Genomic DNA, 24,821 nt, shown 5'->3' with positions numbered 1-24,821 from the left:
CCGCCAGGACCCGCCTTCGACGGCTGTTAGTGCCGGGAGCGGCCCGTCCTCGGCGTGGGCTTGGCGGCTGGAGTTTTCTCCAGCCGCTCGATGCGTTGCTCGAAGCTCGTCTGCATCTTCGTGAGCTGCTGCTCGAGCTGGCGGTCCTGGGCCTTGAGCTGCTCGACCTGGCTCGCGATCGCGGAGATCGATCGCTGCAGGTCGTTCAGGCGCCCGTCCATGCCGGATTGCGCCGCGGCGGCGCCAGGGGCAACCAGCAGCGCCACGATGGCGAGGCGGAGGAGGCGCGCGCTCATCCAGCGCCGGCCGGCCTACTCGGCGGCCTGCTGGAGGCGGGTTGGCACGGTCTCGCCGGCGAAGAGGGCGGCGCGGGCGGCGTCGTACTCGGCCTTGAGGCGGGCCACGATCTCGGCGGCCGGCGGCGCGTCATGGATCTGGCCCACGCCCTGTCCGGCGCCCCAGATGTCGCGCCAGGCCTTGACCTTCATGTTGCCGCCCGAGCCGAAGTTCATCTTGCTCTTGTCGGCTTCCGGCAGCGCGTCGGGATCGAGGCCGGCGGCCGCGATGCTGCGCTTCATATAGTTGCCGTGCACGCCGGTGAAGAGATTGGTGTAGACGATCTCCTCGCCGGTCGAATCGATGATGCACTGCTTGTTGGCGTCGGTGGCGTTGCCTTCCTTGCTCGCGGTGAAGCGCGTGCCGAGATAGGCGAGGTCGGCGCCCAGCGCCTGGGCGGCCAGCACCGAGGCGCCGTTGGAGATCGAGCCCGAGAGCAGGATCGTGCCATCGTAGAACTGGCGCACTTCCGGCACCAGCGCGAAGGGCGAGAGGCGGCCGGCATGGCCGCCGGCGCCGGCGCAGACCAGGATGAGACCGTCGACGCCGGCCTTCAGCGCGCGCTTGGCATGGGTCACGTTGGTCACGTCATGGAACACCAGGCAGCCGTAGCGATGCGCCGAGACGACGACCTCGTCGGGCGCGCGCAGCGAGGTGATCTGGATCGGCACCTTGTACTTCTCGCACATGTCGATGTCGTGCTGCAGGCGGTCGTTCGACGAGTGCACGATCTGGTTGACCGCGAAGGGCGCCACCTTCTTCTCGGGATGCTTGGCCTTGTATTCGGCCAGCTCGCCGGTGATGCGCTTCAGCCACTCCTCGAGCATCTCCTTCGGCCGCGCGTTCAGCGCCGGGAAGGAGCCGACGACACCGGCCTTGCACTGCTCGATGACGAGGTCCGGGTTGGACACGATGAACAGCGGCGCGCCGACCACCGGGATCGAGAGGTTGTCGCGCAGCAGGGCGGGAAGGGCCATCGTTTCGCTCCTTGAATTCGTTCGTTATCGTCCGGACCACGGGCCTAGCACGGCCCCGGCCCCCCTTGCCAGCCGGCGAAGCTACTTCGCCAGCTCGTAGGCGCCGCCCTTTTCCAGCGCTCGTTTGTAGGCGGGGCGGGCGTGGATGCGGTCGAGGAAGGCCTTGATCTTCGGCATCTTGTTGATCATCGGCGAACGCGCCGTGGCGGCCTCCAGCGGGAAGCTCATCTGGATGTCGGCGGCCGTGAAGTCCGGGCCGGCGAACCACTCGCGGCGCATCAGTTCGCCTTCGAGGAACATGAAGTGATTGCCGAGCTGCGGCATCAGCAGCGTTTTGTCGGCGCCGCCCGCAATGGCGCGCGCCACCGGCCGCATCAGGAAGGGCACGCGCGCGGGCAGCATGCCGAACACCAGCTTCATGAACAGCAGCGGCATCAGCGAGCCCTCCGCGTAGTGCATGAAATAGGTGTAGTTCAGCCGCTCCGGCGTACCGAGGGCCGGGGTGAACCGTCCGCCGCCATAGGTCTCCGACAGGTATTCGAGGATGGCGCCCGATTCGGCCAAGACCTTGTCGCCGTCGGTGATCACCGGCGACTTGCCCAGCGGATGCACGTTGCGCAGCTCGTCGGGTGCCTGCATCGAGGGTTTGCGCTGGTAGCGCTTCACCTCGTAGGGCAGGCCGAGTTCCTCGAGCATCCAGAGGATGCGCTGCGAACGGGAATTGTTCAGGTGATGGACGGTGATCATCGTCACAGCGTACCGGGCCGCCAGTTGCCATGGAAGCCCGCCGGAACCCGGCTGCTGAGATGGGCCAGGGCCACGGGGCCCTTGGCGATGTCGGTCGCCTCGAACACCGCGAGGTCGCTGCGGCCCTCGGCCGAGCGGAAGATGGTCGCCAGCACCCAGCCGTCCCCTTCGGCCGCCTTATCGTGGCGCGGCACGAACACCGGCTCGCCGAACCGGTCGTCGTCGCCCGCCGTCCAGGTGGCGTTGGTGCCGCTCTTCAGATCGTAGTGCGTGATGCCCTCGCTGCGGCGGACGCCGGCATGGGCGATGTTGCCCGACACGATCCAGCCGTGGCGGTAGTCGCTCATGCAGAAGCGCTCGTCGAAGCGCGGGAATTCGCCGGCGCGATCGTCGAGCTGCTCCTCGCGGAAGGTGTTGCCTTGGCCGCCGAGGTCGAAGGTCCAGCGGAACAATCGCGCCGCCGGCGGCTCCTTGCTCGAGGGCGAGCCGTCGGGCAGCGGGAAGAGCGGCGCCACATCGTACTTCATGACGTCGATCACGACCTTGCCGTCGGCCGTCTCGAAATGGTTCATCGGATGGAAGACGTAGGAGGGCGGCGCCGTCACCCACTTCACGTCGGCCACGGTGCCCTTGCGCGGGATGAAGGCGATGTGCGTTCCCTTGTCCGGCTCCCAGGCGAAGGGCGGCAGCCCGCCCATGGCGCGTTCCATCGACGAGGTGAGCGGGAAGACCGGCACGACGATCCAGTTCTTCGTGACCGCGAAGTCGTGGATCATCGACGGGAAGGGCCCCTCGAGGATCTCCGCCCGCGTGACGGTGCCGTCCTCGGTCACGGTCTGGAGGCTGATCTCCTTGGTGAAGCGGCCGGTGGCCGAATAACCGAAGAAGATCATCTCCCCGGTCTCGGGGTCGAACTTGGGATGCGCCGTGAACGGCCCGACCAGCTTGTCGCCGAACGTCTCGTAGCCGCCGTCCTTGGGGCCGACCGGCATCAGGCTCTTGGGGTCGAGCGAGAAGGGCGCATGCGCCTCCTCCAGCGCCAGCAGCTTGCCGCCGTGCCAGACGATGTTGGTGTTGGCGATGGTCGAGTTCAGCGCAAAGACGCGCGGGTCGGTGTAGCGCGGATTGCCGAACGTGCCGGAGAGGCCTTCGCCCTCCTCGTTCTCGATCTTCCATTTGGGCGTGCGCACCCAGCGGTTTTTGTACGAGACGTTGCCGTTCTCGATGTGGAAGGCGTGGATCATGCCGTCGCCGCCGAACCAGTGATAGGGCCCTCGCGGCGCGAACTGCGGGTTGGGTCCGTTGCGATAGAGCGTGCCGCAGAGTTCCTTCGGCATCTCGCCGGTGATGTGGAGGTGCCCGGCATCGGCCTCGGTGTTGACGGGCGCGTAATAGCCGCGAAGGAACGGATTGTCGGTGGGGAATGCCTTGGCCACGGGAAGTCTCCTTCTGGGTAACGCCGTGTATCTATGCGAGGTTATCGATACACGGCGTTATCCGCAAGAGCAGAATCGGATTTGGATGTTCGTGCTCATTGTCGAGCGCGCTTGTGTGCCTTATTTTAAGAACTTGAGTAACGCCATGTCACCGATCGTGATCATCCTGACGACTATCAATGCACCGTACAGGACGAAGCTGGACGCGCAGGCGCTCGTTCATTGCCTGACTCATCCAGAGGCCGCGCGGGCAGCGTCAGGTCATATGTCGGCATTTTTTGGTGAAGTCTCTCCCGATTTGCAGAAGGCCTTTGCCAGCGAATTTCATATCAGCGAAGCGGCATTGATTTCTGCCGCGAAGACCTTCGGGAAGTACTCGGGTGAGACGTACCCCCTCGCTGCGTGACGACGACCCAGCCCAACTGGACGAGGCTATTTCGTGTTGCTTGCTCTTTGATTCGCCAAGTCAACGCCGAGCACCTGATCATAGATAGATGGTCATTCGGCGGCGGCACCGCGATGATGCTCCAGATCGGTCATCGCCAGAGCGAAGACATCGACATTTTTCTCCCCGACCCTCAACTTCTGTCCTATCTCGATCCGAAACTCCACGACTTCGAGTTCGAGATCGTGCCGTCTGATTATCACGGTGATGGAGCGCACTTTCTCAAACTGGCATTTGATCGAGTAGGTGAGGTTGACTTTATCGTCAGCGCTCCACTGACCGACGCACCTTCCGTGCGACGAAAGGTTGAGAGCGAAGACGTCGATGTCGAAACTGTCGCTGAAATCATCGCGAAGAAAGTCCATTATCGTGGAGCGCATATCAAGCCACGAGACATTTTCGATATAGCTGCAGCGGGTCGATTCGACAGGAGCGGGATTGTCTCTGCGTTGCGCAGGTACAGGAACGACGTGGAGGCGACGCTGGCTGCGATCGATCGACTGAATCCTGATTTCGTCAAGGCAGCGATCGAGGCCCTAGCGATAAACGACGGCTTTCAGGCGGTGACCGGGACGGCCCTACGTGAGGCCACGGAAATTCTTCGCGCCGTTTGACGACGGTGGTTGTCGCCTTTCATTGAGCGGCGATTGCGAACATCGACTTCCCCATCTCGGGCAATCTCCGCTATTCAAATATCCCATGAACATTACTGGCCCCGTCCTTCCACCCGGCTATTCCGCGGTTCCGCCGGGGCATGTCGCCGCCGTCGTGACGAGCCTCGAAATGTTGAGCCGTCCGCCTCAGAGACCGGCGCAGGCGTTTCCGGCCGGTGTCACGCTGGAGCCGCTGGAGCGCACGATCGAGGCCTATCGTAGGCTCTATCGCGCGGTGGGAACGGACTGGCTGTGGTTCTCGCGGCTGGTGATGGCGGACGAGAAGCTGCAGGCGATCCTCGACAATCCGCAGGTGGAGTTCCTCGCGCTGCGCCAGGACGGGCGGGATGCGGGAATCCTCGAACTGGACTTCAGCCAGGCGGAGGAGTGCGAACTGGCCTTCTTCGGTGTCGCGCCGGGGCTGGTGGGGACGGGTATCGGTCGCGCGCTGATGAACGAGGCGATCGCGCGGGCCTGGTCGCGCCCCATCAAGCGGTTCTGGGTGCATACCTGCACGCTCGATCATCCCGCGGCGCTGGATTTCTACCGGCGCTCGGGCTTCGTGCCCTTTGCCTTCCAGGTCGAGGTGTTCCCCGACCCGCGTCTCACCGGCGCCCTGCCGCGCGACTGCTCACGGCACGTGCCGTTGCTGGGCTGAGGCTGGCGGATTTCACTCGTCCGGATGAGGCGCCGCAAGACCGGCGGCCTCGCGGTTCTCGGCGCGCCGGTAATAGATGTGGCCGGTGATACCGACGGCCAGGATCACCAGGCCACAGCCGAGCTGGGTCGCGACCGAGCCGAGCCGGTCGAAGAACCAGGTGGCGATCAGGCTCGAGACCAGCATGGCGCCGGCCATGATCACGAGGCGCAGGCGGAAGACGCGGGCGATGTCGTGGCCGTGGAACACGGTCTGCATGCGGGTGATCATCGGCACGAAGAAGAACGGGCCGCCCAGCCCCGCCATCAGCGCCCCGACCATCATGGCCGGCAGCAGCACTTCCGGCGGCAGCGCCCACACGGCGATGGCCAGCAGCGAGAAGCCGGTGCCCATCGCCACATAGCCCAGGAACATCGTCGAGTAAGGCCGGCCAAAGCGCACCGAGCCCGCGACGATGTTGCCGCTGACGTCGCCCACGCCGTAGGCACCCATCACCAGCGCGTAGGCGGCGAGGTCGCCGAAACCCATGAAGGTCGGGCGGTACTCGGTGATGATCAGCGCGATCGCGAGGCTCAGCGCCACCATCCACGGCCCGTTCAGGAGAGCGTTGGTCACGAGGACCGTGCCGATCCGCTTTTCGCGCAGCATCAGCTTGAATCCGGCGGTCAGCGCCTCCCAGGCGCCGCGCCAGCCCGGCGCCATGCGCACCGGATCGCCCAGCCCGCCACCGGTGAGGCGGTCGCGTGCGACGTAGAGGGCGTAGCCCGAGATGATGAAGCCGATCGCCGTGGCCGTCAGGAAATGGATCACCGGCAGGAAAAGGTGCAGCAGCGCCGCCACCATGGGCCCGACGAGGCGCGCGATGCGGTAGGTCGCGTCGAACAGGCCGTTGATCGCCTGCTGCTCGCCGCGATTGGGCACGAGGGTCGGGATCGTCGATTGCAGCGCCGGCGAGAAGACCATGCGCAAGGCCGCGAGCCCGACCGAGGAGAGGATGAGCAGGGTGATCGACAGGCCGGAGATATAGAAGCCGACGACCGGCAGGAGCGCGAAGGCCGCGCTCCAGGCGCGCGAGCCGATCATCGCGCGGTCGGGCCGCCAGCGGTCGAACAGCACGCCGCCGAACAGCCCGGCGACCAGCATCGCCACGTACTGCACGCCGGTCACGAGGCCCGCCATGTTGCCCGCCACCTCGACCGCCAGCCACACGCTCGCGACCCGGAACAGGTCTTCGCCGATCGTCGAGGTGCACAGCCCGGACCAGACGATCTGGACGGCGCGATCCTTCAGGGGGCGGAAGACGGCAAGCATGTGGCGCTAGCCTCCCCGCACATCCTCATCCTGAGGAGCCGCGCGTCGCGCGGCGTCTCGAAGGATGGGCCTCAGGCGTGGTGCGTGTTGCCGACCCTTCGAGACGCGCCGCTGCGCGACGCTCCTCAGGGTGAGGTGGGTGCGTGGCGCGATGCCTATTGAACCCAAACCCCGCCGTCCTTGTTCTTGTATCCGAGCGACAGATAGGCCGCATCGACCAGCGACTGGCCGCGTTCGTTCATCAGCAGGCCGGGGCCCATGCGGTTCATCGTGTAGCCGAAGGACAGGCCCGCGACCGGATCGGCGAAACCCAGCGAGCCGCCGGCGCCGACATGGCCGAAGGCGGCGCTGCCCAGGATCACGCTGTCGCAATCCTCGCCCCACAGCTTGGCAGCCAGGCTGCGCCTGCGATTGTCCATCGACTTCATGAAACCCAGCGCGAAGCGCGTCGGGATGCGCAGGGTGGCGTCGTCGTGCGTCGCCATCGAAACCTCGCCCATGCGGGCGAGCGTCGTGGCGTCGACCAGGTCGCCGCCGCCGTTGGCCAGCGGCGCATACATGCCGGCCAGGCCGCGCGCGTTGGTGATCCCGTTGGCGGCGCCGATCTCGGCGGCGTGGCCCGCTCGGGTGTTGGCGCCGCCCGAGCGCCAGGCGCCGTTGTTGAAGTAGAACAGCGCCGCCACCGATTCCTTGTTGGTGGCGAGGTCGCGCATGAAGGGCGTCACCGCGTCGGCCGCCTTGTAGACATGGGCCACGATCGGCGCGACCCGCGGCTCGATCTCCTCGGGCAGGCCGATCCAGAAATCGAGGCCCAGCGGCCCCGCGATCTCCTCGCGGAAGAAGGTGCCGAGCGATTTGCCGCTGGCGCGCCGCACCATCTCGCCCACGGTCCAGCCGAAGGTGAAGCCGTGATAGCCGTTGCGCGTGCCGGGCTCCCAGAACGGGACCTCGGCCGCCAGCCGCTCCGTCATGTAGGCCCAGTCGTAGGGCCCGTCGTCCTTCACCTTGGCGCGCACGGCGGGCACCGCCGAGGAATGGTCGAGCATCATGCGCGTGGTCACGCGCTCCTTGCCGGCTTGAGCGAACTCCGGCCACAACTCGGCGACCGGGGCGTCGAGGTCGAGCGCGCCACGGCTTGCCAGCACGTGCGCACACAATGCCGTGGCGCCCTTGGTGCAGGAGAAGACGATGCTCACCGTGTCGCGCGTCCACGCAGCCTGGGTCTTGGGATCGGCGACACCGCCCCACAGGTCGACGACCGTCTCGCCGCCCACCGTCAGGCAGACCGAGGCGCCGATCTCGCCCTTCTCTTTGAGGTTCTTCTCGAAGGCCTCGGCGACCCTCTCGAAGCCCGGCCGGCAGGTACCCTGGGTCATGCTCGAGCTCATTGCTTCGGCACCGGCAGCTTGAACGCCTCGAGCACGAAGCGCGCGCAGTGGGACAGGCCGCTCTGGTCGATCCCGTGGCCGACGCCCTTGGCGATGTGCACGCCGACCTCCACCCCGTTCTCCTGCAGCGTCTGCGCGGCGCGCTGGGTCAGCACGGCCGGCAGCATCTCGTCGCTGTCGCCATGGACCAGCAGAACCGGCGGCTTCGACTTGATCTCGTCCTTGAGCGAATCGGGGGCGGCCAGCATGCCGGAGAAGCCAACGATGCCCGCCAGCGGCGTGGGACGGCGCAGGCCGACATGCAGCGCCATCATTGTGCCCTGGCTGAAGCCGATCAGGACGGTCTTCGATTCGTCGAGCCCGTACTTGGCCATCGTGTCGTCGAGGAACTGCTCGACGAAGGGCGCGGCCGAGCGGACGCCCGCCGCCGCGACCGTGGGATCGAGGCGCGAGATGCCGAACCACTGGAAGCCCATCGGATTGCCCTCGCACGGATAGGGCGCGTTGGGTGCGTGGAACACCGCATCGGGCATCAGGGGCGCCAGCACCGGCGCGAGGCCGATCAGGTCGTTGCCGTCGGCGCCATAGCCGTGCAGCAGGATCACGAGATGGCCGGGCTTGCCGCCGGCGTGCGGGCCGTGGCTGGGGCCGTCGATCTTCTTCGTGGTCATTTGGCTTTCTTCTCCTTGACGGCTGCGGAGCGGGGGGTGCTCCAGTCCGGCATGTTGCGCCGATAGTGCCAGAGCACGAGCGCGGCCGCGCTGCGCCAGGGCCGCCAGGCCTCGGCGATTTTGAGAAGCCGCTTTGCGTCGGGGCGGGTGCGCAATTTCTTGAGATGCTGGGCGGCCACGACGAGGCCGAGATCGAGCCCGGGCATGATGTCGGGCCGGCCGTGCGCGAACATAAGGTAGATCTCCGCCGTCCACGGTCCGATGCCCTTGGCCTGGGTCAGCATGGCGATGGCCGCCGCATCGTCCAGCTCGTGCAAGGCATCGAACGAAATCCGGCCCTCGACGATGTCGGTCGCGAGGCTTCGGCCGTATTTCATCTTGGCACCCGAGAGGCCAACGGCGCGCAGCTGGTCGTCGCTCATCGCTAAAAAATCCGCCGGCAGCATCGACGGCACGGCCGCTTCGAGCCGCAGCCAGATGCTGCGCGCGGCATGGACCGAGACCTGCTGGCCCACGATCGAACGCATCAGCCCACCAAAGCCCGTCGGCATGTCGCGCAGCTCGGGGTGACCCGCCTCGTCGAGAGCGCGCGCAATGTCGGGGTCGACCGCCGCCAGCTCGGCCAGCGCCTGCTTCAGCGTGGTCTTGTCGAGGATGACGCCGGAGGCCGGAGAGACTGCCGTCTTGGGTTTTGTCTTGGATGCCGTTTTGGCCATGTTGCTCTCGCCATAGCACGCGACGAGGGGGCGCTGTAACGTCGGATCATGACCGTCGTCACGCGTTTTGCCCCCAGTCCGACGGGCGAACTTCATCTCGGCAGTGCCTATTCGGCTCGCATCGCCTGGCGGCGCGCGCGCGACGTGGGCGGCACCTTCCTGGTGCGCATCGAGGATATCGACATCCGCCGCTGCCGCCGCGAGTACGAAACCGCGATGCTGGCGGACCTGCAGTGGCTCGGTCTCGCCTGGGACGGCGCGGTGCGACGCCAGTCCGACCATTTCGCGGATTACGGCGGCGTGATGGACGAGCTCGACGCGCGCGGCCTGGTCTATCCCTGCTTCTGCACCCGGGCCGATATCGCTGCGTCCACCAGTGCGCCGCACCCGACCGCGATGGGCCCCGACGGGCCACTCTATCCCGGGACCTGCCGTCACCTCTCGAACGACGAGCGCCGCCGCCGCATCGCGGCCGGCGTGGAGCACTGCATGCGCTTCGATTGCGCCCGCGCGGCGGAGCAGGCGGGGCCTTATTCCTTCTTCGACGAGACGCTGGGCCGGATCGAGGGCCAGCCGCTGCTGATGGGCGACTTCGTGATCGCGCGCAAGGACACGCCGACCAGCTATCATCTGTCGGTGACGGTCGACGATCATCTGCAGGGCGTCACCCTGGTGACGCGCGGGATCGACCTGCTGCCGTCGACTCACGTCCACGCGCTGCTGCAGAAGCTGCTGGGCTATGCTGCGCCGCAATATGCGCATCATCCGCTGCTGACCGATGCCACGGGCCGCCGCTTCGCCAAGCGCGACCGCGACCTCACCATCCGGGCGTTGCGCGAGAGCGGTAGGACGCCGGCCGACGTTTTCGAAATGATCGACGGTTGGAGTTGCGCGACCCCCGTGAAGGGCTGACACTTCGGCCATGGACCGAAACGAACAACTGGCCGTCGGGAGGCGGCTGCTCGGCCATATCGACGGCCGAACGACCGATCTCGCCGATGCGCTGTTCCGCAATCGTGTCGACGCCTATTCCTGCCGCGAGCGCGCCGCCCGCGAGCGCGACGCGCTGTTCCGCCGCCAGCCGCTGTTCATGGGCCTGTCGTCCCGGCTCACCAAACCCGGCGACTACATCACCGAAGACGTGGCCGGGATGCCGGTGCTGCTGGTGCGTGGGGGCGACGGCGAGGTGCGTGCCTTCGCCAACATCTGCCGCCATCGCGGTGCGCCCGTGGCCGAGGGGTGCGGCAGCGCCCGCGCTTTCGCCTGCCCCTATCACGCCTGGACCTATGACCTGCAGGGCAGGCTGCTGGGCGTCACCGACAAAGCGGGCTTCGCCGGCCTCGATCTCAGTGCGCACGGGCTGGTGAGGCTCCCGGCCGGCGAGAAGCACGGCATGATCTTCGTGCGCGCGACGCCGGTGGGCGAGGGCGAGAGTGCCGGGATCGACGTCGATGCGGTGCTGGGCTCGTTCGTGGGCGACTTCGCGGCGCTGCAGCCCGAGACCTACCCGCTCTATTCGGTCGACCGCATCACGCCGCGCATCAACTGGAAGTTCGCCATCGATACGTTCCTCGAGGGCTATCACATCCCGCACCTGCACCGGAAAACCATCGCGCCGTATTTCATCGGCAACTGCGGCACCTTCGACGGTGCCGGCCGCCACGGCCGCATGTGCGTGCCACGCACCTCGATCGAGGCGCTGCGGGCGCAGCCCGACGCCGAACGCAACCTGCGCCCGCACATCATCGCGATCTACCAGCTCTTCCCCAACACCATCGTCATCTGGCAGGTCGACCATATCGAGATCTGGCGCGCCTTCCCCGATCGCAACGATCCCGGAAGCTGCTCCGTCGAATTTTCGCTCTATCGTCCGGCCCACAGCGACCGCCCGGAGAAGCACTGGGCCAAGAACCGCGACATCGCCATCCGCACCGTGTTGGACGAGGACTTCCCGCTGGGCGAGCGCATGCAGATCGGCTTCGAATCCGGCGCAACGGAAGAGGTGATCTACGGCCGCAACGAGCCCTCTCTCGTCCATTTCCACCGCTCGATCCGCAGCGCGCTGGGTGTTGTGGCTTGATCTTCTCCGTCGTCCAGTGCGAAGTGCAGCGCAGTCGAAGGACGACGGGATTTTCCAGATGACGGTCAGCCGAACCACGCGCGTCGCGCTGGTGCTCAGCGTCGTCCTGTTCGCCGCGAGCCTCAGGCAGGACGCGTTCTGCGTCTCTGGCATCTGCTCGGACTGGCAGGGCTGGAACATCCTTCTGTTCGGCGCGCTGGGCCATACGAGCTGGTTCGCCAACCCGCTGTTGCTGGCGTCCTGGATCGCTGCGCTGTTCGCCCGTCGCCTCCCGGCGCTGGTTCTCTCACTCGCCGCGCTCGGCCTCGCAGCCTCGTTCATGTTCGAGACGAGCGTGATCACCAACGAGGCCGGCATGGCCAACCCCATCACCGGCCTGCGCGAAGGCTACTGGCTGTGGCTGGCGAGCATGGTCTGTGCCGTTATCGCGGCGTTCTTTGCGCGCAAGGTGCCGGTGGAACTTTAAGACAGTTCCGCCGCCTCGACCGGAGCGCCGAAGGCGCGAAGTGGAGAGAGAAGCTCTCTCCACTTCACCTCGCTACGCGAGGCTTCGGTCGAGACGACGGGTATCTCATTTTAACGTTCTTTCAGCTGCCTGTTGGTCCAGACTTGCACGGTGTTCGATTCCAGGAACTCATGCGCAATCCTGCGCTTCGCCGGATCGCGCGCGTCGCGGTCGACGATCGCGGCGAGGACGTCGCCTTTACCGGGGAGGGCCACCGCCCGGGGCGGTGCATTGAAAATCGTCAATGCGGCGGCAAGATTGGCAGAAGGACGTGGCTGCTACCTTTTTCTCGCGAGGCCGACGCGACCCTGCGGTTCCTGCCGGGACGGCGGTGCTCGAAGAGGAGAGTAGCCATGAACATTTCCAAAGGAATCGTTGCGGCCCTGCTGGCCACCACCATGCTGGCCGGCACCGTCGCCGCCCAGCAGACTCCGGCGGCCCCCGCGCCCACGACCCAGCAGAAGACCGAGGCCGCGCGCGATCTGATGAAGCTGTCGGCCGACGGCGCCGTCGCCTTCCGCGCCCTGCATCTGGCCCGCATCGCCATCTTCGAGGCCGATCCGGTGGCGGCGAAGAAGCTGGTCGCCGACACCCGCGCGGCGCTGGCCAAGGCGAAGGTCGACTCGACATCGTTCCAGAAGGCCGAGTCCGAGCTCAAGGCGCCGAAGGGCATGTCCGACGCCCCGGCCGCCGCGTCCGGCCCCGCCGTCGCCTGGCTGCCGATCGACGGCCAGCTCACCCTGGGCGAGGACTTCGTGGCGACGCCCGCCAAGGCCGCGGCGGTCGCCGAGGCCAACAAGCACCTCGAGAAGGGCGAACGCAAGCAGGCGCTCGAGAAGCTGCGGCTGGCCGATGTCAGCGTGAACTTCACCATGGCGCTGGCGCCGCTCGACCGGACCATCGCCGACGTCGACATGGCGGCGAAGCTCCTGGACGAGGGCAAGTACTACGAGGCCAACGCCGTCATGAAGAAGGCCGAGGATGGCGTCCGCTACGACTCCGTCGCAGCCCTCGCCGTGCCGCAGAAGGCGGAAGAAAAGAAGTCGCAGTAACGGCTGCGACCCGGGATGTGGAATCGCCGGCCTGCCCAGGCCGGCGATTTTCTTTGTGCCCTCAGATCTGGTGCGCCATCGGCGGTGCCGGGATCGGGCGGACGCGCTCGTAGGCGGCGGCGGCGCGCAGCACCAGGGCGTCCATGGCATGGCCGCCGACGATCTGCAGGCCGATCGGCAGGCCCTCGCGGTCGAGGCCGCAGGGGATGGTGGCGGCCGGCTGGCGCGTCAGGTTGAAGGTCAGCGTGAAGGGCGTCCAGCCGATGTCGACGCCGTCGCCGCCCCAGGCCGCATTCTCGTTCACCGCGAAGGCGGTCATCGGCATGGTGGGCGTCAGCAGCAGGTCGTACTTGGCCATGAACTGATTCATGATCGCCGAGATCGCCTGGCGCTGGTGGATCGCGGTCACGACCGCTTCCTGGCCGAGCTCGGCGCCATATTCGGCGGCCTTCACGAGGCCCGGATCCATCAGCTCGCGCTTCTCGGGGCTGAAGCTCTTGAGCAGCAGGGCGACGTTCGACTGCCAGTGGGCGTTCAGCACCTTGCGCGGGTCCATGCCCATGAAGTCGGGCGAGTCCTCGACGATCTTGGCGCCCAGGGTCTTGAACACCTTGACCGCCTGTTCGACCGCCACCGCCACGTCGCGATCGATCTTCTCGCGCTCGACGAAGCCCAGGTTCGGCGAATAGGCGATGCGCAGGCCCTTCACGCCCTTGTCGAAGCCCTTGAGATAGTCCTCGGCATCGTCGGGACGACCATAGGGATCGCGCGGGTCGGGGCGGGCAATGACGTTCATCATCATCGCCGCGTCGCGCACGGTGCGCGTCATGGGGCCGATGTGCGAGAGCGTGCCCTGCGCGGAGACCGGCCACAGCGGCACGCGCGCCTGCGTGGGCTTCAGGCCGAAGATGCCGGAGAAGGAGCAGGGGATACGGACCGAGCCCGCGCCGTCGGTGCCGATGGCGAGGTTGCCCATGCCGACCGCCTCGGCCGCCGTGCCGCCGCCCGACGAACCGCCCGGCGTGCGGCCGATCTTCCAGGGATTGTGCGTGGCGCCGTAGAGGCCCGAATCGGTGACGCCCTTCCAGCCGTATTCCGGCGAGGTCGTCTTGCCGAGCAGAACGGTGCCGGCCTCGCGCAGCCGCTGCGCCACCGGCGCGTCGACGTTGAAGGGCCCGTCGGGATCGGTGGCGAGGCTGCCCATGCGGGTCGGCATGCCCTTGGTGAGCACCATGTCCTTGATGGTGATCGGTACGCCGTCGATGTCGGACAGCCGCTTGCCGCCCTTCTTCCAGCGCTTCTCGGAGGCGCGCGCCTGGCGCATCGCGGTGTCGGGATCGAGATGCTGGAAGGCGTTGAGCTGGCCGTTGAAGGCATCGATGCGGGCGAGTGCGGCCTTGGTCGCTTCGACCGGCGAGGCCTTGCGGCTCTTGAAGAGTTTCACCAGCTCGTGGGCCGGCATCATGGCAAGGTCGGCAGTCATCTACTTGGTCTCCGGAAGGACAGGGAATTTCAGGGGATGGGTTTCGGCAAAGGCGGCGGCGGCGCGCAGGACCAGCGCGTCCTTGTAGTGCGCCGAAGCAATCTGCAGGCCGACCGGCAGTCCGAGCCGCGACAGGCCGCACGGCACCGTCGCCGCGGGATGGCGCGTCAGGTTGAACTGCGGCGTGTAGGGCGACCACATGAAGTTCGGCTTGCCGTCGGGACCTGGAGGCAGATTGGTCCCGGCCTCGAAAGGCTGCACCGCGACGGTGGGTGTGAGCAGCAGATCGTACTTGGTGAAGAACAGGTTCCAGGCAATCGTGAGGTCGCGCCGCGTCACCTGCGCGTTCACCACGTCCTGCAGGCTGTAGCGCAGGCCCGCTTTCGCGCCGGCCATCAGGCTGGGATCGAACTCGCCGTGGCGCGCCTCGGGGAAGAGTTGCAGCAGGCGCTGCAGCGCCGAGAGCCAGTGGATCACGAAGGCGCGGCCCGCCTCGCCGAAGGAGAAGGGCGCTTCGACCTCCTCGACCGTGCAGCCCAGCGCCTCGAAGTCGCGGGCGGCCTTGGTCACCATCGCGGCGACCTCGATGTCGAGCGGATGGTCGCCGAAACGCAGCGCGAAGCCGATCTTCAGCTTCTTCGGCAGGTTCGTGAGCTTCTTCGTGTAGTCGGTGTCGTCCGGGGGCAGGGCGTAGCCGTCGCGCGGATCGGGCTGGGCGAGGACGTTCATCATCAGCGCGGCGTCGAGCGCGGTCCGTGCCATAGGGCCGGTGTTCGACAGGTCGCCGGTCATCGACGGCGGCCAGGCCGGCACGCGGCCGAAGGTGGCCTTGAGGCCGATCAGCCCGCTGAAGCTCGCGGGGATACGCACCGAGCCGCCGCCGTCGGTGCCGATGGCGATCGGACCCAGGCCCGCCGCGACCGCAGCACCGGCGCCGCCCGACGAGCCGCCCGGCGTCATGCCGGTGTTCCAGGGATTGCGCGTGATGCCGTGCAGGGGCGAATCGGTCACGCCCTTGTGGCCGTATTCCGAGCTGGTGCTCTGGGCGAAGACGATCGCGCCGGCCTCGCGCAGCCGCGCCACCGCCGGTGCATCGGCATCGACCGGTGACTTGTCGGTGAGCTTGCTGCCCATCGAGGCGGGCCAGCCCTTGACCCGCACCAGCTCCTTGATCGAGACGGGCACGCCGTCGAGGGCTGAGAGCGGCTCGCCCTTCTTCCAGCGCTTCTCCGAAGCGCGCGCCGCGCTCAAGGCCGCTTTCGCGTCGACATGGCAGAGCGCGTTGATCGTCGTCGCGAGCCGGTCGGCGCGCGCCAGCACGGCCTTCATCGTCTCGACGGGGGAGGCCTTGCCCTTGCGGTAGAGCCTGCCGAGCTGGGCGGCGCTCGCCTGCGTGAGATCCGTCGTCATGCCGCTTCTCCCGTTCGGGTCGCCGCTTCGCGATACTGGCGGGCGAGTTGTTCGGCCTGGTATTCGGCGGCGAGCGCCTGTTCGGTGCGGCCGACCTGGTGATAGAGCGCGGCCAGGGCGCGCTTGGTCGCGGCCACGCCGGGCCGCTCGCGATCGTCGGCCTGCACGATCGCGAGTGCGGCGTCGTTCCAGCCGGCGCGGCTCAGCGCATCGAGATGGAGGGCGCCGAACAGAGCGCGTTGCGCGATCGAGCCGCCGAGGCCGCGCAAGTACGGCATCGCCTGCCCCATCAGCCGCGCCGCAGCCGGCATGTCGCCCGCGGCGTGGGCGGCCAGACCATGCGCCAGCGGCACCACGCAATCGGCCCAGAGCTCACGCTCGAAGGGCTTCGCGCGCGCGGCGCGATCTTCGAGGCTCGCCAGCATCTCGGTGACGGCGCTGCGCTCGCCGGCCCGCGCCAGCCCGTAGAGATAGTGGACGTCGTGGAAGGCGGAGAGGTGTTCGCGCAGCCGCGGCTTCAGATAGGTCGCGAGGTCGGCCCAGCGTCCACCGACATCGACGCCACGCAGTTCGAGCCGTGCCAGCAGAGACACGGCATTGGCCTGGTCCTCGCAGAACTCCTTCCAGACGCCCCACACGCGCTCGTCGTGGAGCGCCAGCGCCTCGTCGGTGCGGTCGAGGTCGATCAGGAAAAGTGCCAGGTGCCACCAGTTGTGCGTCTGCATGAAGGAGTTGCAGTCGCTCCAGGTGTCGGACACGGAATTCAGGAAGGCGACGCCCTCCAGCATGCGGCCGCGCGCCTCCAGGCAGTGGGCGATGGCGTGATGCGCCCATGGGTCGTTGCGGTCGAGCGCCAGTCCCTTGCGTGCCGCGGCCTCGGCCTCGTCGAGGCGATTGCACTCTTCGAGTCCGAACGCATACATGCCCCAGACGAAGCGATTGTCCGGGTTGGCGGCAAGGAGCTTCTCGCCGACCTCGAGCAGCGTCTCGGCCTCGCCGCGGTTGAAGGCCAGCAGCTGCGCCAGCTTGCCGGCCAGCAGGTCGCGCGGCCATTCGGCCACGATCCGGCGGAACTGTTGCAGGCTGCGGTCGGTGTCTCCTCCAACCCAGAATTCGATGGCGCCGAGCCAGGCGAATTCGCGGGGGCTCGCGCCCGCCGTCATCTTCTGCGCGCGGGCGAGGTGGCGCGTCGCGGCAGCATGACCGTCGGGCGAGTACATCGAGAGGAAGAGGCTCGCCGCGACCAGCGGCAGCATCGGGCATTTTTCTTCGGCGTCCGCGGCGGCGATGAAGTCGGCGAAGCGCTTGCCGAAGCCCAGCCATTCCTGCCTGACGAAATCCAGTGCGGCCACCGCACCCTCGTCGGCATTGCCCAGCTCCAACCCTTGCCCGTCCCTCGCCACTCGACCCTCTTGAATTTGCGCAGGATCAGCTTCGCATGCCGCACCGCGGCTGGTCGAGGGGCTAGCTCTTCCTCGGGGCGTCGCAGATACTCCGCACCAACAAAGACGAAAATTCCAAGGGAGCAGAAAATGAAACGCCGCCACCTGCTGGGCTCGGCCGCCGCCCTCACGCTCGCATCGGGTCTCGCGCCCTCCATCGCGCGGGCCCAGGCGTATCCCGACAAGCCGATCCGCTTCGTGGTGCCCTACGCGCCGGGCGGCGCGACCGACACGTCCGCGCGCGTGGCGGCGGAGTATCTGACGAACAAGTACGGCCAGCAGGTGCTGGTCGAAAACAAGCCGGGCGGGGGCACGATCATCGCCACCGAGATCGTCGCCAAGGCCAAGCCCGACGGCTACACGCTCCTGCTGGCGGCGGCTCCGGTTGCCACCAACACCTCGTTCGGCCTGAAGCTGCCCTACGATCCGGTGAAGGATCTGGCGCCGGTCTGCAGCTATGTCGACATGCCGCTGCTGCTCGCCTGCAATCCCAACGCACCCTACAAGACGATGGCCGAATTCATCGCCTGGGCGAAAGCGCAGACCGCGCCGATCCCCTACGCCTCGGCCGGCAACGCCAGCATGCCGCACCTGTGGGGCGAGCAGCTCAAGATGGCGACCGGCATCAAGCTCGAGCATATCGGCTACAAGGGCAGTGCCGACGCCCTGAAGGACGTGCTGGGTGGCCACGTCATGCTGTTCTCCGACACGCTGCTGCCGGGCGGCCTCGCGGTGAAGGACGGTAGGCTGCGCGGCCTGGTCGTCGCGGCGGCCAAGCGTGTGCCGATGCTTCCCGACGTGCCGACGGTCGCGGAGGTCGGCCTGCCCGCCGATCTCACGGGCGCGGTGTTCTTCGGGGTGATGGCGCCCGGCGGCACGCCCGAGCCGATCGTCGCGAGGCTCAACGCCGACTTCAACGAAGTGCTGGCCGATCCCGCGACGGCCAAGAAGCTCGTCGAGCTCGGTTTCGTGCTGGTGGGTGGCAGCGCCGCCGACTACGGCAGGCGCCTCGCCGCCGAGACGGTGAAGTGGCGCAAGGTCATCGAAGAGGCAAAGATCGCGCCGCCGGCGTGATCCGTGACGCGCCCGACGGAGCGCAGCCCAGGAACTACGTGTCTCGGACGTCGGCGTCCTTGCAGGGAGCCGACAGTCTCCGCAGGCCGGCGACGATGGGGATGAACGCCGGATCGTCGGCTGATAGCAGGCCGTGGCGCACGAAGAAGTCGATCAGGACGAGATTGCAGTTGTATTTGAATTCGGCGGTGTCGCGCACGGTCTCGAACACCCGCTGCACCGGCCACAGTTCGAACGAGTGGACCTCGCCGTCGTTGGCGCGCGGGGTGAAATCGTGCGGCAGTTCGAGATCGAAGCAGGTCATCACGTCGGGCTTCAACTGCCGGCCCGACTGGTTCCAGTAACCGACGACGCTCACCGCCTTGGCCTGCCGCGCAAGCTCGGGCGGGATCGAGGCTTCCTCGCCGCATTCCTTGACCAGGTTCTCGTGCAGGCCGAGGCCCGCGGGCTGGCCGCCGGCGACCGTGTTGTCGAGCTGGCCGGGGAAGGTGGGCTTGTCGTAGGAGCGGCGTGGCACCCAGATGTGCAGCCCGTCGGTGCGGCGGACATAACCCGTCATGTGCGGGCCGCCGGCGCGCACGCCGAACCACGGCACGGCCGAGCGCTCCATCGCCATCAGGAAGGGCGCGCCTTCCTGCGGCGCCACGGCGTACTCCTCCTCGCGCCACAGGCCCTTGAAGTGGCCTGCCGCGCGCAGGGAGAGAAGGAATGCCCGCACCTCCGCCGTGCGCTTCGCCGGCGTATCGAGGCGAGGATCGAGATGCCAGGCCCCGTCGCGGCGTTCGAACAGGCCGGAGCCCTGCACGACCTCCGAGGCGAAGTCGCGATGGATGAAGCCCGTCCGATGCTCGCCTATGAACCACGGCTCGAACTGGGTGAGGTCGGCGTTGTTGCAGCGGCGGATGTGATCGAGAAAGGACATGGGGCGGGGAGATAGCATAGACTGCGGCCGATGACCGAAGACGAACTTCAGGCGCGGCTCGAAGCCGTGCTGCCCGCCGCCGACCGCCACGACGTGTTCGTCGAAGAATGCCAGGACCAGGACGTGCGGCTGCGCTTTTCGCCAATGGCCGGGGCTGGCTGGACGACGGCTGCGCTGCTGTCGCTGGTCGACACCTCGCTGCGCGCCGCCGCGGGCCTCGACGCGCGCGTGTCGCATCTCAACGTGACGGTGCTGCGGCCCGCCCAGGCCGCCGACGTGATTTCCCTATCGCGGGTGATCCGCCGCGACGGCGATTCGGTCCATGCCGAAACCTGGCTGTTCAGCCACGCCGTCGTCGAGCCCATGCTGCACGCGACGGCGACGCTGGTCAGAACGCCTTGGCCATCGTGAAGCGCACGGCCAGCGGCTCGACCGGGTGGAAGTGGCGGTCGGCCACGCCGTCCGGGCCTTCGTTGGGCAGGCGCGACGTATAGTAGTAGTCGATCTGGCTGGCCTGCGTGTTCAGCAGGTTGAAGGCATCGACCTGGAGCTTGAGTCCGCTCTCGAACACGTAGCCCAGGCGCGCATTGATGATCGAGGTCGGGGCCGACATCACGCTCGCATCCTCGATCAGCGGCCGCGCCCCGAAGTATCGCCAGCGCACCGCGCCGAACCAGCCGGTATCGGCGCCGAGTGTGATGCCGGCCGAGGCGATGAAGGAGGGCGCGCCGGGGATGAAGTCGCCGGCCGGATCGGGGTTGGTGAAGCGCGCCTGGGTATAGGCGAGGTCGAGGTCGAGCAGCGCCCACGGCACCGGCCGGTACTGGTTGGTCCATTCGAAGCCGATGCGGCGGCTCGGACGGCTGGCCTCGGTGGTGCCGGCATCGCCCACGAACAGCAGCTCGGAATTGAAATCGAGCACGAAGACGGCGAGCGCTGAGTCGAGCCCCTTGATCGCCTGGGTGCGCACGCCGACCTCGGCGCCGCGCGAGCGCACCAGCAGCGGCACCGAGGCGACCGGTGTGGTCTTGTCGTTGGGATCGACGGTGATGGTGGCGCCGCGCAGGTCGTTGCTGTGATAGCCGAGGCCCGCATTCACGAAGAACTCGGTCCTGTCGAACGGGCCGAAGATGAGGCTGGCCTTGGGGCTGGCCAGGAAGGCCGAGACGCCGCCGGAGTTCGCCGCGGTGTCGGAGGCGACGGAGCCCATGAACCAGTCGCCGCGGACGCCGAGGATCGAGCGCAGCCAGTCGGTCCATTGCAGCGTGTTCTTGGCGTAGAGGGCGAGGCTGGTTTCGTTCACCTGGTCGTAGCGGATCGTGTTGAACGGCGTGCGCTGCCGGGTGTTGAACAGGCCGACGCCGATATTGTCGTAGCGGATCTGCGTGCCGACCGTGGTCTCCGAGGCGAAGCCCGCCAGCGAATGGCGCATGAGATGGCTGGCGTTGAGGCCCAGGATCATCCGCTTGTCGGTCTGCTGGAACTGGTCGCCGTTCACCGGATCGTCGAGGAAGTAGGTGAAGTTGTTGTAGAGGTTCAGCGTCGAATAGATGCCGTAGGCCTCGACCTTCGACGCGGTGCGCTCGTCGCTGCGGCTCCAGCGCATCGACAGCGAATAGCGCTGGGCGTCGCCGCCGTCGGTCTGGTCGACGGCGCCATAGCGTCCGAGGCTGCCGTCGGCCACCGCCCGCGCCGGGATCTGGTCGGTCGAGTGCCAGGAATTGGTGTAGGCGAGGGCGGTGATGGCCAGCCCGTTGGCCGTGTCGCCTTCGGCGTAGCGCAGGAAGGCGTTGAACTTCTTCAGGTCGTCGCCGACCTGCCACGGGCCGTTATAGGTCACGATCTCGCCGGCCGCCGTCAGCGTGCCGTTGCCGGCTGCCATCGAGCCCGCAGCCAGGGCGCGCCAGTAGCCGAAGCTGCCGCCGGTCGCCAGCACGACGGCATTCTCCAGCCGGTTGGCATAGGACAGGCGCAGCGAGCCTGCCGAGGCGAAGTCGCTCTCCTCGGCATAGTAGGGGCCTTTCTTGATGACCATCTGGTCGACCAGTTCGGGAATCAGGAAATTCAGGTCGGCATAGCCCTGGCCGTGCCCGTGCGTGCGCATGTTGACCGGCATGCCGTCCAGCCAGATGGCGAGATCGGTGCCGTGGTCGAGGTTCATGCCGCGCAGGAAGTACTGGTTGGCTTTGCCCTCGCCGCTGTGTTGGGAAACGATCAGGCCGGGGACCGCTTCCAGCATCTCGCCGGGCCGCGAGATCGGCCGCGTGTTCAGCGTCTCGCCCGAGACGCGCCGTTCGCTGGCCGAATCGGTCGGCTCGGCCTCCAGCGCGCGCGGTGCGGTGACGGTGATGGCGGGGAGGGCGGTCGAGGCGCCGGTATAGCCCTGCGCCGTGGGATCTGGCGCCGCCGGACCGGAGGGTCCCTGTCCGGGCGCCAGGGGCGGGGGCTGGGACGTGGTCTGTGCGACTCCGATGGCGGGCCAGAACAAGATCACCGCCCACAGCGCGGAGGCCTTCGTATGCATTATTCCGATATTTTGCATACTTCGTACCAGTGCCGCAATGCAGGTGATCGAGCGCGGCCGCCGTCTTGCTGCCTTGAGTTTGTTCGGGCGCCTGCCTAAACTTTGCCATGATTGCAAAACAGCCGGTCTCACGTTTGCGCTCGATGGCGCTGACGGTGGCGCTGTTCGCGATCACCCTCGCAATCTTTCAGCCCCTTTCCCACGCGGTCATGCTGCGGATGGGCGGCCTGGAGGCGGCCACCGCCCTGTGGGGTGCTCTCTGCCAGCCCAATGCCGACACGGGCGAGGGCGAGTCACAGGGACCGGTGAATGCCAAGGTCCACGATTGCTGCTTCGGACTGTCCCATGCACCGGCACAGGCGCTGCCATCCGGCGCCTCGATCGAGGTCGAGGTCACCGAGGCGGCCCCGGGCGTCCACCCGGCGCACCATCATCCCTCGACCGGCGCCATTCGTGACGGGCCCAACCAGCCTCGAGCTCCACCACTTCTGAACGACTGACTTCAATCCTTGCAACACGCGCGCCCGCTGGCGCGCGTGTTGTATCGCGTCAGCCATTCGAGGGAGTGCCTATGCCGGCGATTCTCAGGACGATCGATGATCGTCCCGGTGAGGCCTGCCGTCTGTTCGGCGGTCACCCTCCCAGCCCCTCCGATCATGTTCCCGCACTGCGGGGCGCTAGCCCGTGCGGCTCATCCATCAATCCAATTCAAGGTGAACTCCCATGCCCCGTAGCGCGATGCGCCGCTATCTGAGACGCTGCCTCTCGGCCCGTCCTCTTCTTGCTCCCGGACTGATGATCCTCGCGATGCCGGCGCTTGCGCAGACGAGCGACAAGCCTTCGGGGACGCCCGTCGAATTTCCGCCGGTGCTCGTTCAAGGCACGGGTGTGCCGGTCGAGAATACGACGGCCGGTCCGGTCCAGGGACTTCGCGCGCTGACGGCCAAGTCTTCCACCAGGACCTCGACCCCGATCGAGCAGCTGCCCCAGAACATCAACGTCATCACGCGCTCCCTGATCGACAGCCAGCTCTCGATAACGCTCAGCGACGCGGTCAGGAACGCCAGCAACGTGCAGCCCGTCGACACACGGATGATTGGCAATGTCGAGCAGACCCCGGTGAGGATCAGGGGGTTCGGCGCGGAACTCTGGACCGACGGCTTTGCCGGCAACCTGTTCAGCGCGGGCGACCGCGATGGGCTGGTGAATGTCGAGCGCGTCGAGATCCTGAAGGGCCCCAGCGCCGTCGTCTATGGCGGCGGCGCCGGTGCGCCGGTCGGCGGCGTGCTCAACGTCGTCTCGAAGATGCCGACCGACACGGCAAAGTATCAGGTGGGCACGACGTTCGGCAGCTACTGGTACGCCAACCCCTACATCGACGTGAACCAACCCCTGAACGACGAGAAGACGGTGCTGTTCCGCTTCACCTCCGAGTATACCGGGAGCAGTAGCTACATCGACGTTCTGAATTCCCGCCGCTTCAGCGTCAATCCGACGCTCACGCTGACCAACAAGACGGACACGACCCTGACGCTCCAGGGTTTTGTGTCGCAGGCCTACCAGCAGGCTTATCCCGGCCTGCCGGTCAGCGGCACGGTCACTGGAGACTACACCGTCAACCGCAACCTGTACTTCGGCAATCCCAATATCATGCCGAGCTACTCGAAGCTGTATGGCGTAACCGGAACATTGGATCATCGCATCGACGATGTCTGGTCGGTCAACGTCAAGGCGCGGTGGAGCGCCTCGGAGATGCAGCAGAACTCCCAAAGCGCCTTCCTCGACGCCACGGGAACCGGGGGCACGCCGTTGTTTCCGCCGTCGACCTTCGATGTCAACAACATCGAGGTGTACGACCAGCAGCAGGAGATCAGCATCAACCCGACGGTTCAGGCGAAGTTCTCGACGGAGTCGACGAAGAACACGCTGCTGATCGGTGGCGACTTCAGCCGCGTCCGCGACTGGGGGTACATGAACGTCGACACGAATGGCAACGTCTGCTTTCTGATCGGGTTCGGCTGCACGCCCTCCCTCGCCAACCTGCAGAATCCGTCGTTCACAACGCCCTATACCTTCCCTGTGCCGGGAAAGGGAGAAGGTGCTTCGTTCTTCAACTTCAACAACACCTACTTGACGACGGGCTTCTACGCGCAGCTGCAGTCGACGATCAACGAGCGCTTCCATGTTCTGGCCGGGGCCCGCCTGGCGTCGATCGACATGACCTATAACGAGTTTGCGAGCGGCGCCATGGTGACGCGCGTGACGCAGGCGACCCGGCTGCTTCCCCGCGCCGGAATTGTCGTCGATCTGGTCAAGGGGCTATCGCTGTACGGCAGCTATTCCCAGGGTATGAAGTGGGTACCGTTCTCGCAGACATTCGCCCAGCCGGCGCCCGAGTTTTCCACGCAGTACGAGGCTGGCGTGAAGCTCAACATCAACGATACCCTCACCGGGACGGTGGCGCTCTTCCAGATCGAGCGCACGAACGTCCCGGTGCGGTTGACGGCCTTTTCCGCCGCCCTCACCCAGCAGACATCGCGCGGCTTCGAAGCCGACTTCCTCTACCAGCCCAATCGCAACTGGAGCGTGCTGGCGAGCTACGGTTACACGAGTGCCTTCTTCGCCGACCCCGCCGGGGCCGGCATTCCGGCGGGCTACCGGCTGCCCTTCGTCCCGGAGCATTCGGGTCGCTTCTGGCTGAACTACCAGTTCGACGAGAGCGTCGCGCCGGGGTTCAGCCTGGGCGCCGGCGTCTATGCGGCCTCGAACCAGTACGTGGATGCGACCAATCTCTGGCAGACGGCGGGCTACTATACGGTCGATGCGAAGATCGGCTACGAGAACGAGAAGTTCCGTGCCGTTCTTTCGGCCAAGAACCTGACGAACAACCAGTACTTCGTTCCGTACAGCTGGCTCGGCGGACAGGTGGCCCCGGGAGCGCCGCTCTCGGTCTATGGCCAACTGGCCTTCAAGTTCTGACGGGAGGCTCGC

25 protein-coding genes are annotated in these 24,821 nt (G+C 66.9%); 11 read left to right on the top strand and 14 right to left on the bottom strand.

The genetic code is table 11. The annotated features are described in order from the left end of the window. Window positions 1-26: 26 nt before the first annotated feature. From ACP15H_RS14690 to ACP15H_RS14675, 4 genes are all read right to left on the bottom strand, one after another. The gene (locus tag ACP15H_RS14690) at window positions 27-296 is read right to left on the bottom strand and encodes a hypothetical protein (RefSeq protein WP_425066921.1); all 270 of its coding nucleotides are present in this window, start codon (window positions 294-296) and stop codon (window positions 27-29) included. 15 nt (window positions 297-311) lie between these two features. Beyond that, entirely contained in the window at window positions 312-1,313 is a 1,002-nt protein-coding gene (locus ACP15H_RS14685; RefSeq protein ID WP_425066920.1) for an NAD(P)H-dependent flavin oxidoreductase, read from the bottom strand. 81 nt (window positions 1,314-1,394) lie between these two features. Further along, a complete protein-coding gene (locus ACP15H_RS14680; protein ID WP_425066919.1) occupies window positions 1,395-2,060 on the bottom strand; it encodes a glutathione S-transferase family protein in 666 nt (221 codons plus the stop codon). A gap of 2 nt (window positions 2,061-2,062) precedes the next feature. Continuing rightward, window positions 2,063-3,496, bottom strand: coding sequence for a carotenoid oxygenase family protein (locus tag ACP15H_RS14675; RefSeq protein ID WP_425066918.1), 1,434 nt, complete (start codon window positions 3,494-3,496; stop codon window positions 2,063-2,065). Window positions 3,497-3,581: 85 nt separating this feature from the next. Here ACP15H_RS14675 and ACP15H_RS14670 point away from each other — a divergent pair, with 85 nt between their 5' ends. From ACP15H_RS14670 to ACP15H_RS14660, 3 genes are all read left to right on the top strand, one after another. Next, on the top strand, window positions 3,582-3,902 hold the full coding sequence (locus ACP15H_RS14670; RefSeq protein WP_425066917.1) for a hypothetical protein: 321 nt from the start codon (window positions 3,582-3,584) through the stop codon (window positions 3,900-3,902). After that, a complete protein-coding gene (locus ACP15H_RS14665) occupies window positions 3,899-4,555 on the top strand; it encodes a nucleotidyl transferase AbiEii/AbiGii toxin family protein (RefSeq protein WP_425066916.1) in 657 nt (218 codons plus the stop codon). The genes ACP15H_RS14670 and ACP15H_RS14665 overlap by 4 nt, the downstream gene beginning before the upstream one ends. Before the next feature lie 85 nt (window positions 4,556-4,640). Continuing rightward, window positions 4,641-5,252 carry a GNAT family N-acetyltransferase gene (locus tag ACP15H_RS14660; RefSeq protein ID WP_425066915.1) on the top strand — a complete coding sequence of 204 codons (612 nt, stop codon included), beginning with the start codon at window positions 4,641-4,643 and terminating at the stop codon, window positions 5,250-5,252. Window positions 5,253-5,264: 12 nt separating this feature from the next. On the opposite strand, the gene ACP15H_RS14655 is transcribed toward ACP15H_RS14660, so the two are convergent. From ACP15H_RS14655 to ACP15H_RS14640, 4 genes are all read right to left on the bottom strand, one after another. Beyond that, complete coding sequence (locus tag ACP15H_RS14655) at window positions 5,265-6,563, bottom strand: MFS transporter (RefSeq protein WP_425066914.1); 1,299 nt, start codon at window positions 6,561-6,563, stop codon at window positions 5,265-5,267. Window positions 6,564-6,718: 155 nt separating this feature from the next. Further along, a complete protein-coding gene (locus ACP15H_RS14650) occupies window positions 6,719-7,939 on the bottom strand; it encodes a serine hydrolase domain-containing protein (RefSeq protein ID WP_425066913.1) in 1,221 nt (406 codons plus the stop codon). 8 nt (window positions 7,940-7,947) lie between these two features. Further along, the gene (locus ACP15H_RS14645) at window positions 7,948-8,622 is read right to left on the bottom strand and encodes an alpha/beta hydrolase (protein ID WP_425066912.1); all 675 of its coding nucleotides are present in this window, start codon (window positions 8,620-8,622) and stop codon (window positions 7,948-7,950) included. Further along, entirely contained in the window at window positions 8,619-9,338 is a 720-nt protein-coding gene (locus ACP15H_RS14640; RefSeq protein ID WP_425066911.1) for a DNA-3-methyladenine glycosylase family protein, read from the bottom strand. Before ACP15H_RS14640 ends, ACP15H_RS14645 begins: the two co-directional genes overlap by 4 nt. A gap of 48 nt (window positions 9,339-9,386) precedes the next feature. Here ACP15H_RS14640 and gluQRS point away from each other — a divergent pair, with 48 nt between their 5' ends. Genes gluQRS through ACP15H_RS14625 form a run of 3 tightly spaced genes read left to right on the top strand, consistent with a single transcriptional unit; the run spans window position 9,387 to window position 11,884 of the window. After that, window positions 9,387-10,250 (top strand): tRNA glutamyl-Q(34) synthetase GluQRS, encoded by an 864-nt coding sequence (gluQRS, locus tag ACP15H_RS14635; RefSeq protein ID WP_425066910.1) that lies wholly within the window; start codon window positions 9,387-9,389, stop codon window positions 10,248-10,250. A 10-nt stretch (window positions 10,251-10,260) separates the two neighbouring features. Continuing rightward, window positions 10,261-11,418 (top strand): aromatic ring-hydroxylating oxygenase subunit alpha, encoded by a 1,158-nt coding sequence (locus ACP15H_RS14630; RefSeq protein WP_425066909.1) that lies wholly within the window; start codon window positions 10,261-10,263, stop codon window positions 11,416-11,418. Window positions 11,419-11,476: 58 nt separating this feature from the next. Then, entirely contained in the window at window positions 11,477-11,884 is a 408-nt protein-coding gene (locus ACP15H_RS14625; RefSeq protein ID WP_425066908.1) for a hypothetical protein, read from the top strand. A gap of 110 nt (window positions 11,885-11,994) precedes the next feature. On the opposite strand, the gene ACP15H_RS14620 is transcribed toward ACP15H_RS14625, so the two are convergent. Beyond that, the gene (locus tag ACP15H_RS14620) at window positions 11,995-12,168 is read right to left on the bottom strand and encodes a hypothetical protein (protein WP_425066907.1); all 174 of its coding nucleotides are present in this window, start codon (window positions 12,166-12,168) and stop codon (window positions 11,995-11,997) included. 108 nt (window positions 12,169-12,276) lie between these two features. Here ACP15H_RS14620 and ACP15H_RS14615 point away from each other — a divergent pair, with 108 nt between their 5' ends. Next, a complete protein-coding gene (locus ACP15H_RS14615; protein WP_425066906.1) occupies window positions 12,277-12,975 on the top strand; it encodes a YfdX family protein in 699 nt (232 codons plus the stop codon). Between the two features lie 61 nt (window positions 12,976-13,036). Here the strand turns inward: ACP15H_RS14615 and ACP15H_RS14610 are convergent, their stop codons facing one another. The 3 genes from ACP15H_RS14610 to ACP15H_RS14600 are packed head-to-tail and all read right to left on the bottom strand — an operon-like array spanning window position 13,037 to window position 17,271. Continuing rightward, complete coding sequence (locus ACP15H_RS14610) at window positions 13,037-14,458, bottom strand: amidase (protein WP_425066905.1); 1,422 nt, start codon at window positions 14,456-14,458, stop codon at window positions 13,037-13,039. After that, window positions 14,459-15,868 carry an amidase gene (locus tag ACP15H_RS14605; protein WP_425066904.1) on the bottom strand — a complete coding sequence of 470 codons (1,410 nt, stop codon included), beginning with the start codon at window positions 15,866-15,868 and terminating at the stop codon, window positions 14,459-14,461. Beyond that, window positions 15,865-17,271 carry a tetratricopeptide repeat protein gene (locus ACP15H_RS14600; RefSeq protein ID WP_425066903.1) on the bottom strand — a complete coding sequence of 469 codons (1,407 nt, stop codon included), beginning with the start codon at window positions 17,269-17,271 and terminating at the stop codon, window positions 15,865-15,867. The genes ACP15H_RS14605 and ACP15H_RS14600 overlap by 4 nt, the downstream gene beginning before the upstream one ends. Window positions 17,272-17,400: 129 nt before the next feature. Between ACP15H_RS14600 and ACP15H_RS14595 the strand changes: the two genes are divergently transcribed. Continuing rightward, window positions 17,401-18,384, top strand: a complete 984-nt coding sequence (locus ACP15H_RS14595; RefSeq protein ID WP_425066902.1) for a Bug family tripartite tricarboxylate transporter substrate binding protein — start codon at window positions 17,401-17,403, stop codon at window positions 18,382-18,384. A gap of 34 nt (window positions 18,385-18,418) precedes the next feature. On the opposite strand, the gene ACP15H_RS14590 is transcribed toward ACP15H_RS14595, so the two are convergent. After that, complete coding sequence (locus ACP15H_RS14590) at window positions 18,419-19,306, bottom strand: DUF4743 domain-containing protein (protein ID WP_425066901.1); 888 nt, start codon at window positions 19,304-19,306, stop codon at window positions 18,419-18,421. A 30-nt stretch (window positions 19,307-19,336) separates the two neighbouring features. Here ACP15H_RS14590 and ACP15H_RS14585 point away from each other — a divergent pair, with 30 nt between their 5' ends. Next, entirely contained in the window at window positions 19,337-19,717 is a 381-nt protein-coding gene (locus ACP15H_RS14585) for a hypothetical protein (protein ID WP_425066900.1), read from the top strand. Here ACP15H_RS14585 and ACP15H_RS14580 read toward each other — a convergent pair. Further along, window positions 19,695-21,830 carry a TonB-dependent receptor gene (locus tag ACP15H_RS14580; protein WP_425066899.1) on the bottom strand — a complete coding sequence of 712 codons (2,136 nt, stop codon included), beginning with the start codon at window positions 21,828-21,830 and terminating at the stop codon, window positions 19,695-19,697. The genes ACP15H_RS14585 and ACP15H_RS14580 overlap by 23 nt on opposite strands. Window positions 21,831-21,937: 107 nt before the next feature. Here ACP15H_RS14580 and ACP15H_RS14575 point away from each other — a divergent pair, with 107 nt between their 5' ends. Together ACP15H_RS14575 and ACP15H_RS14570 are read left to right on the top strand one after the other, a co-directional pair. Further along, window positions 21,938-22,330, top strand: a complete 393-nt coding sequence (locus tag ACP15H_RS14575; RefSeq protein ID WP_425066898.1) for a hypothetical protein — start codon at window positions 21,938-21,940, stop codon at window positions 22,328-22,330. Window positions 22,331-22,553: 223 nt separating this feature from the next. After that, window positions 22,554-24,809, top strand: coding sequence for a TonB-dependent siderophore receptor (locus ACP15H_RS14570; RefSeq protein ID WP_425066897.1), 2,256 nt, complete (start codon window positions 22,554-22,556; stop codon window positions 24,807-24,809). Window positions 24,810-24,821 lie beyond the last annotated feature (12 nt).

Source organism: Reyranella sp. (assembly GCF_965249915.1).
In the GTDB taxonomy this organism is placed as follows: domain Bacteria; phylum Pseudomonadota; class Alphaproteobacteria; order Reyranellales; family Reyranellaceae; genus Reyranella.
This window is presented reverse-complemented; position numbering and strand designations above follow the sequence as displayed.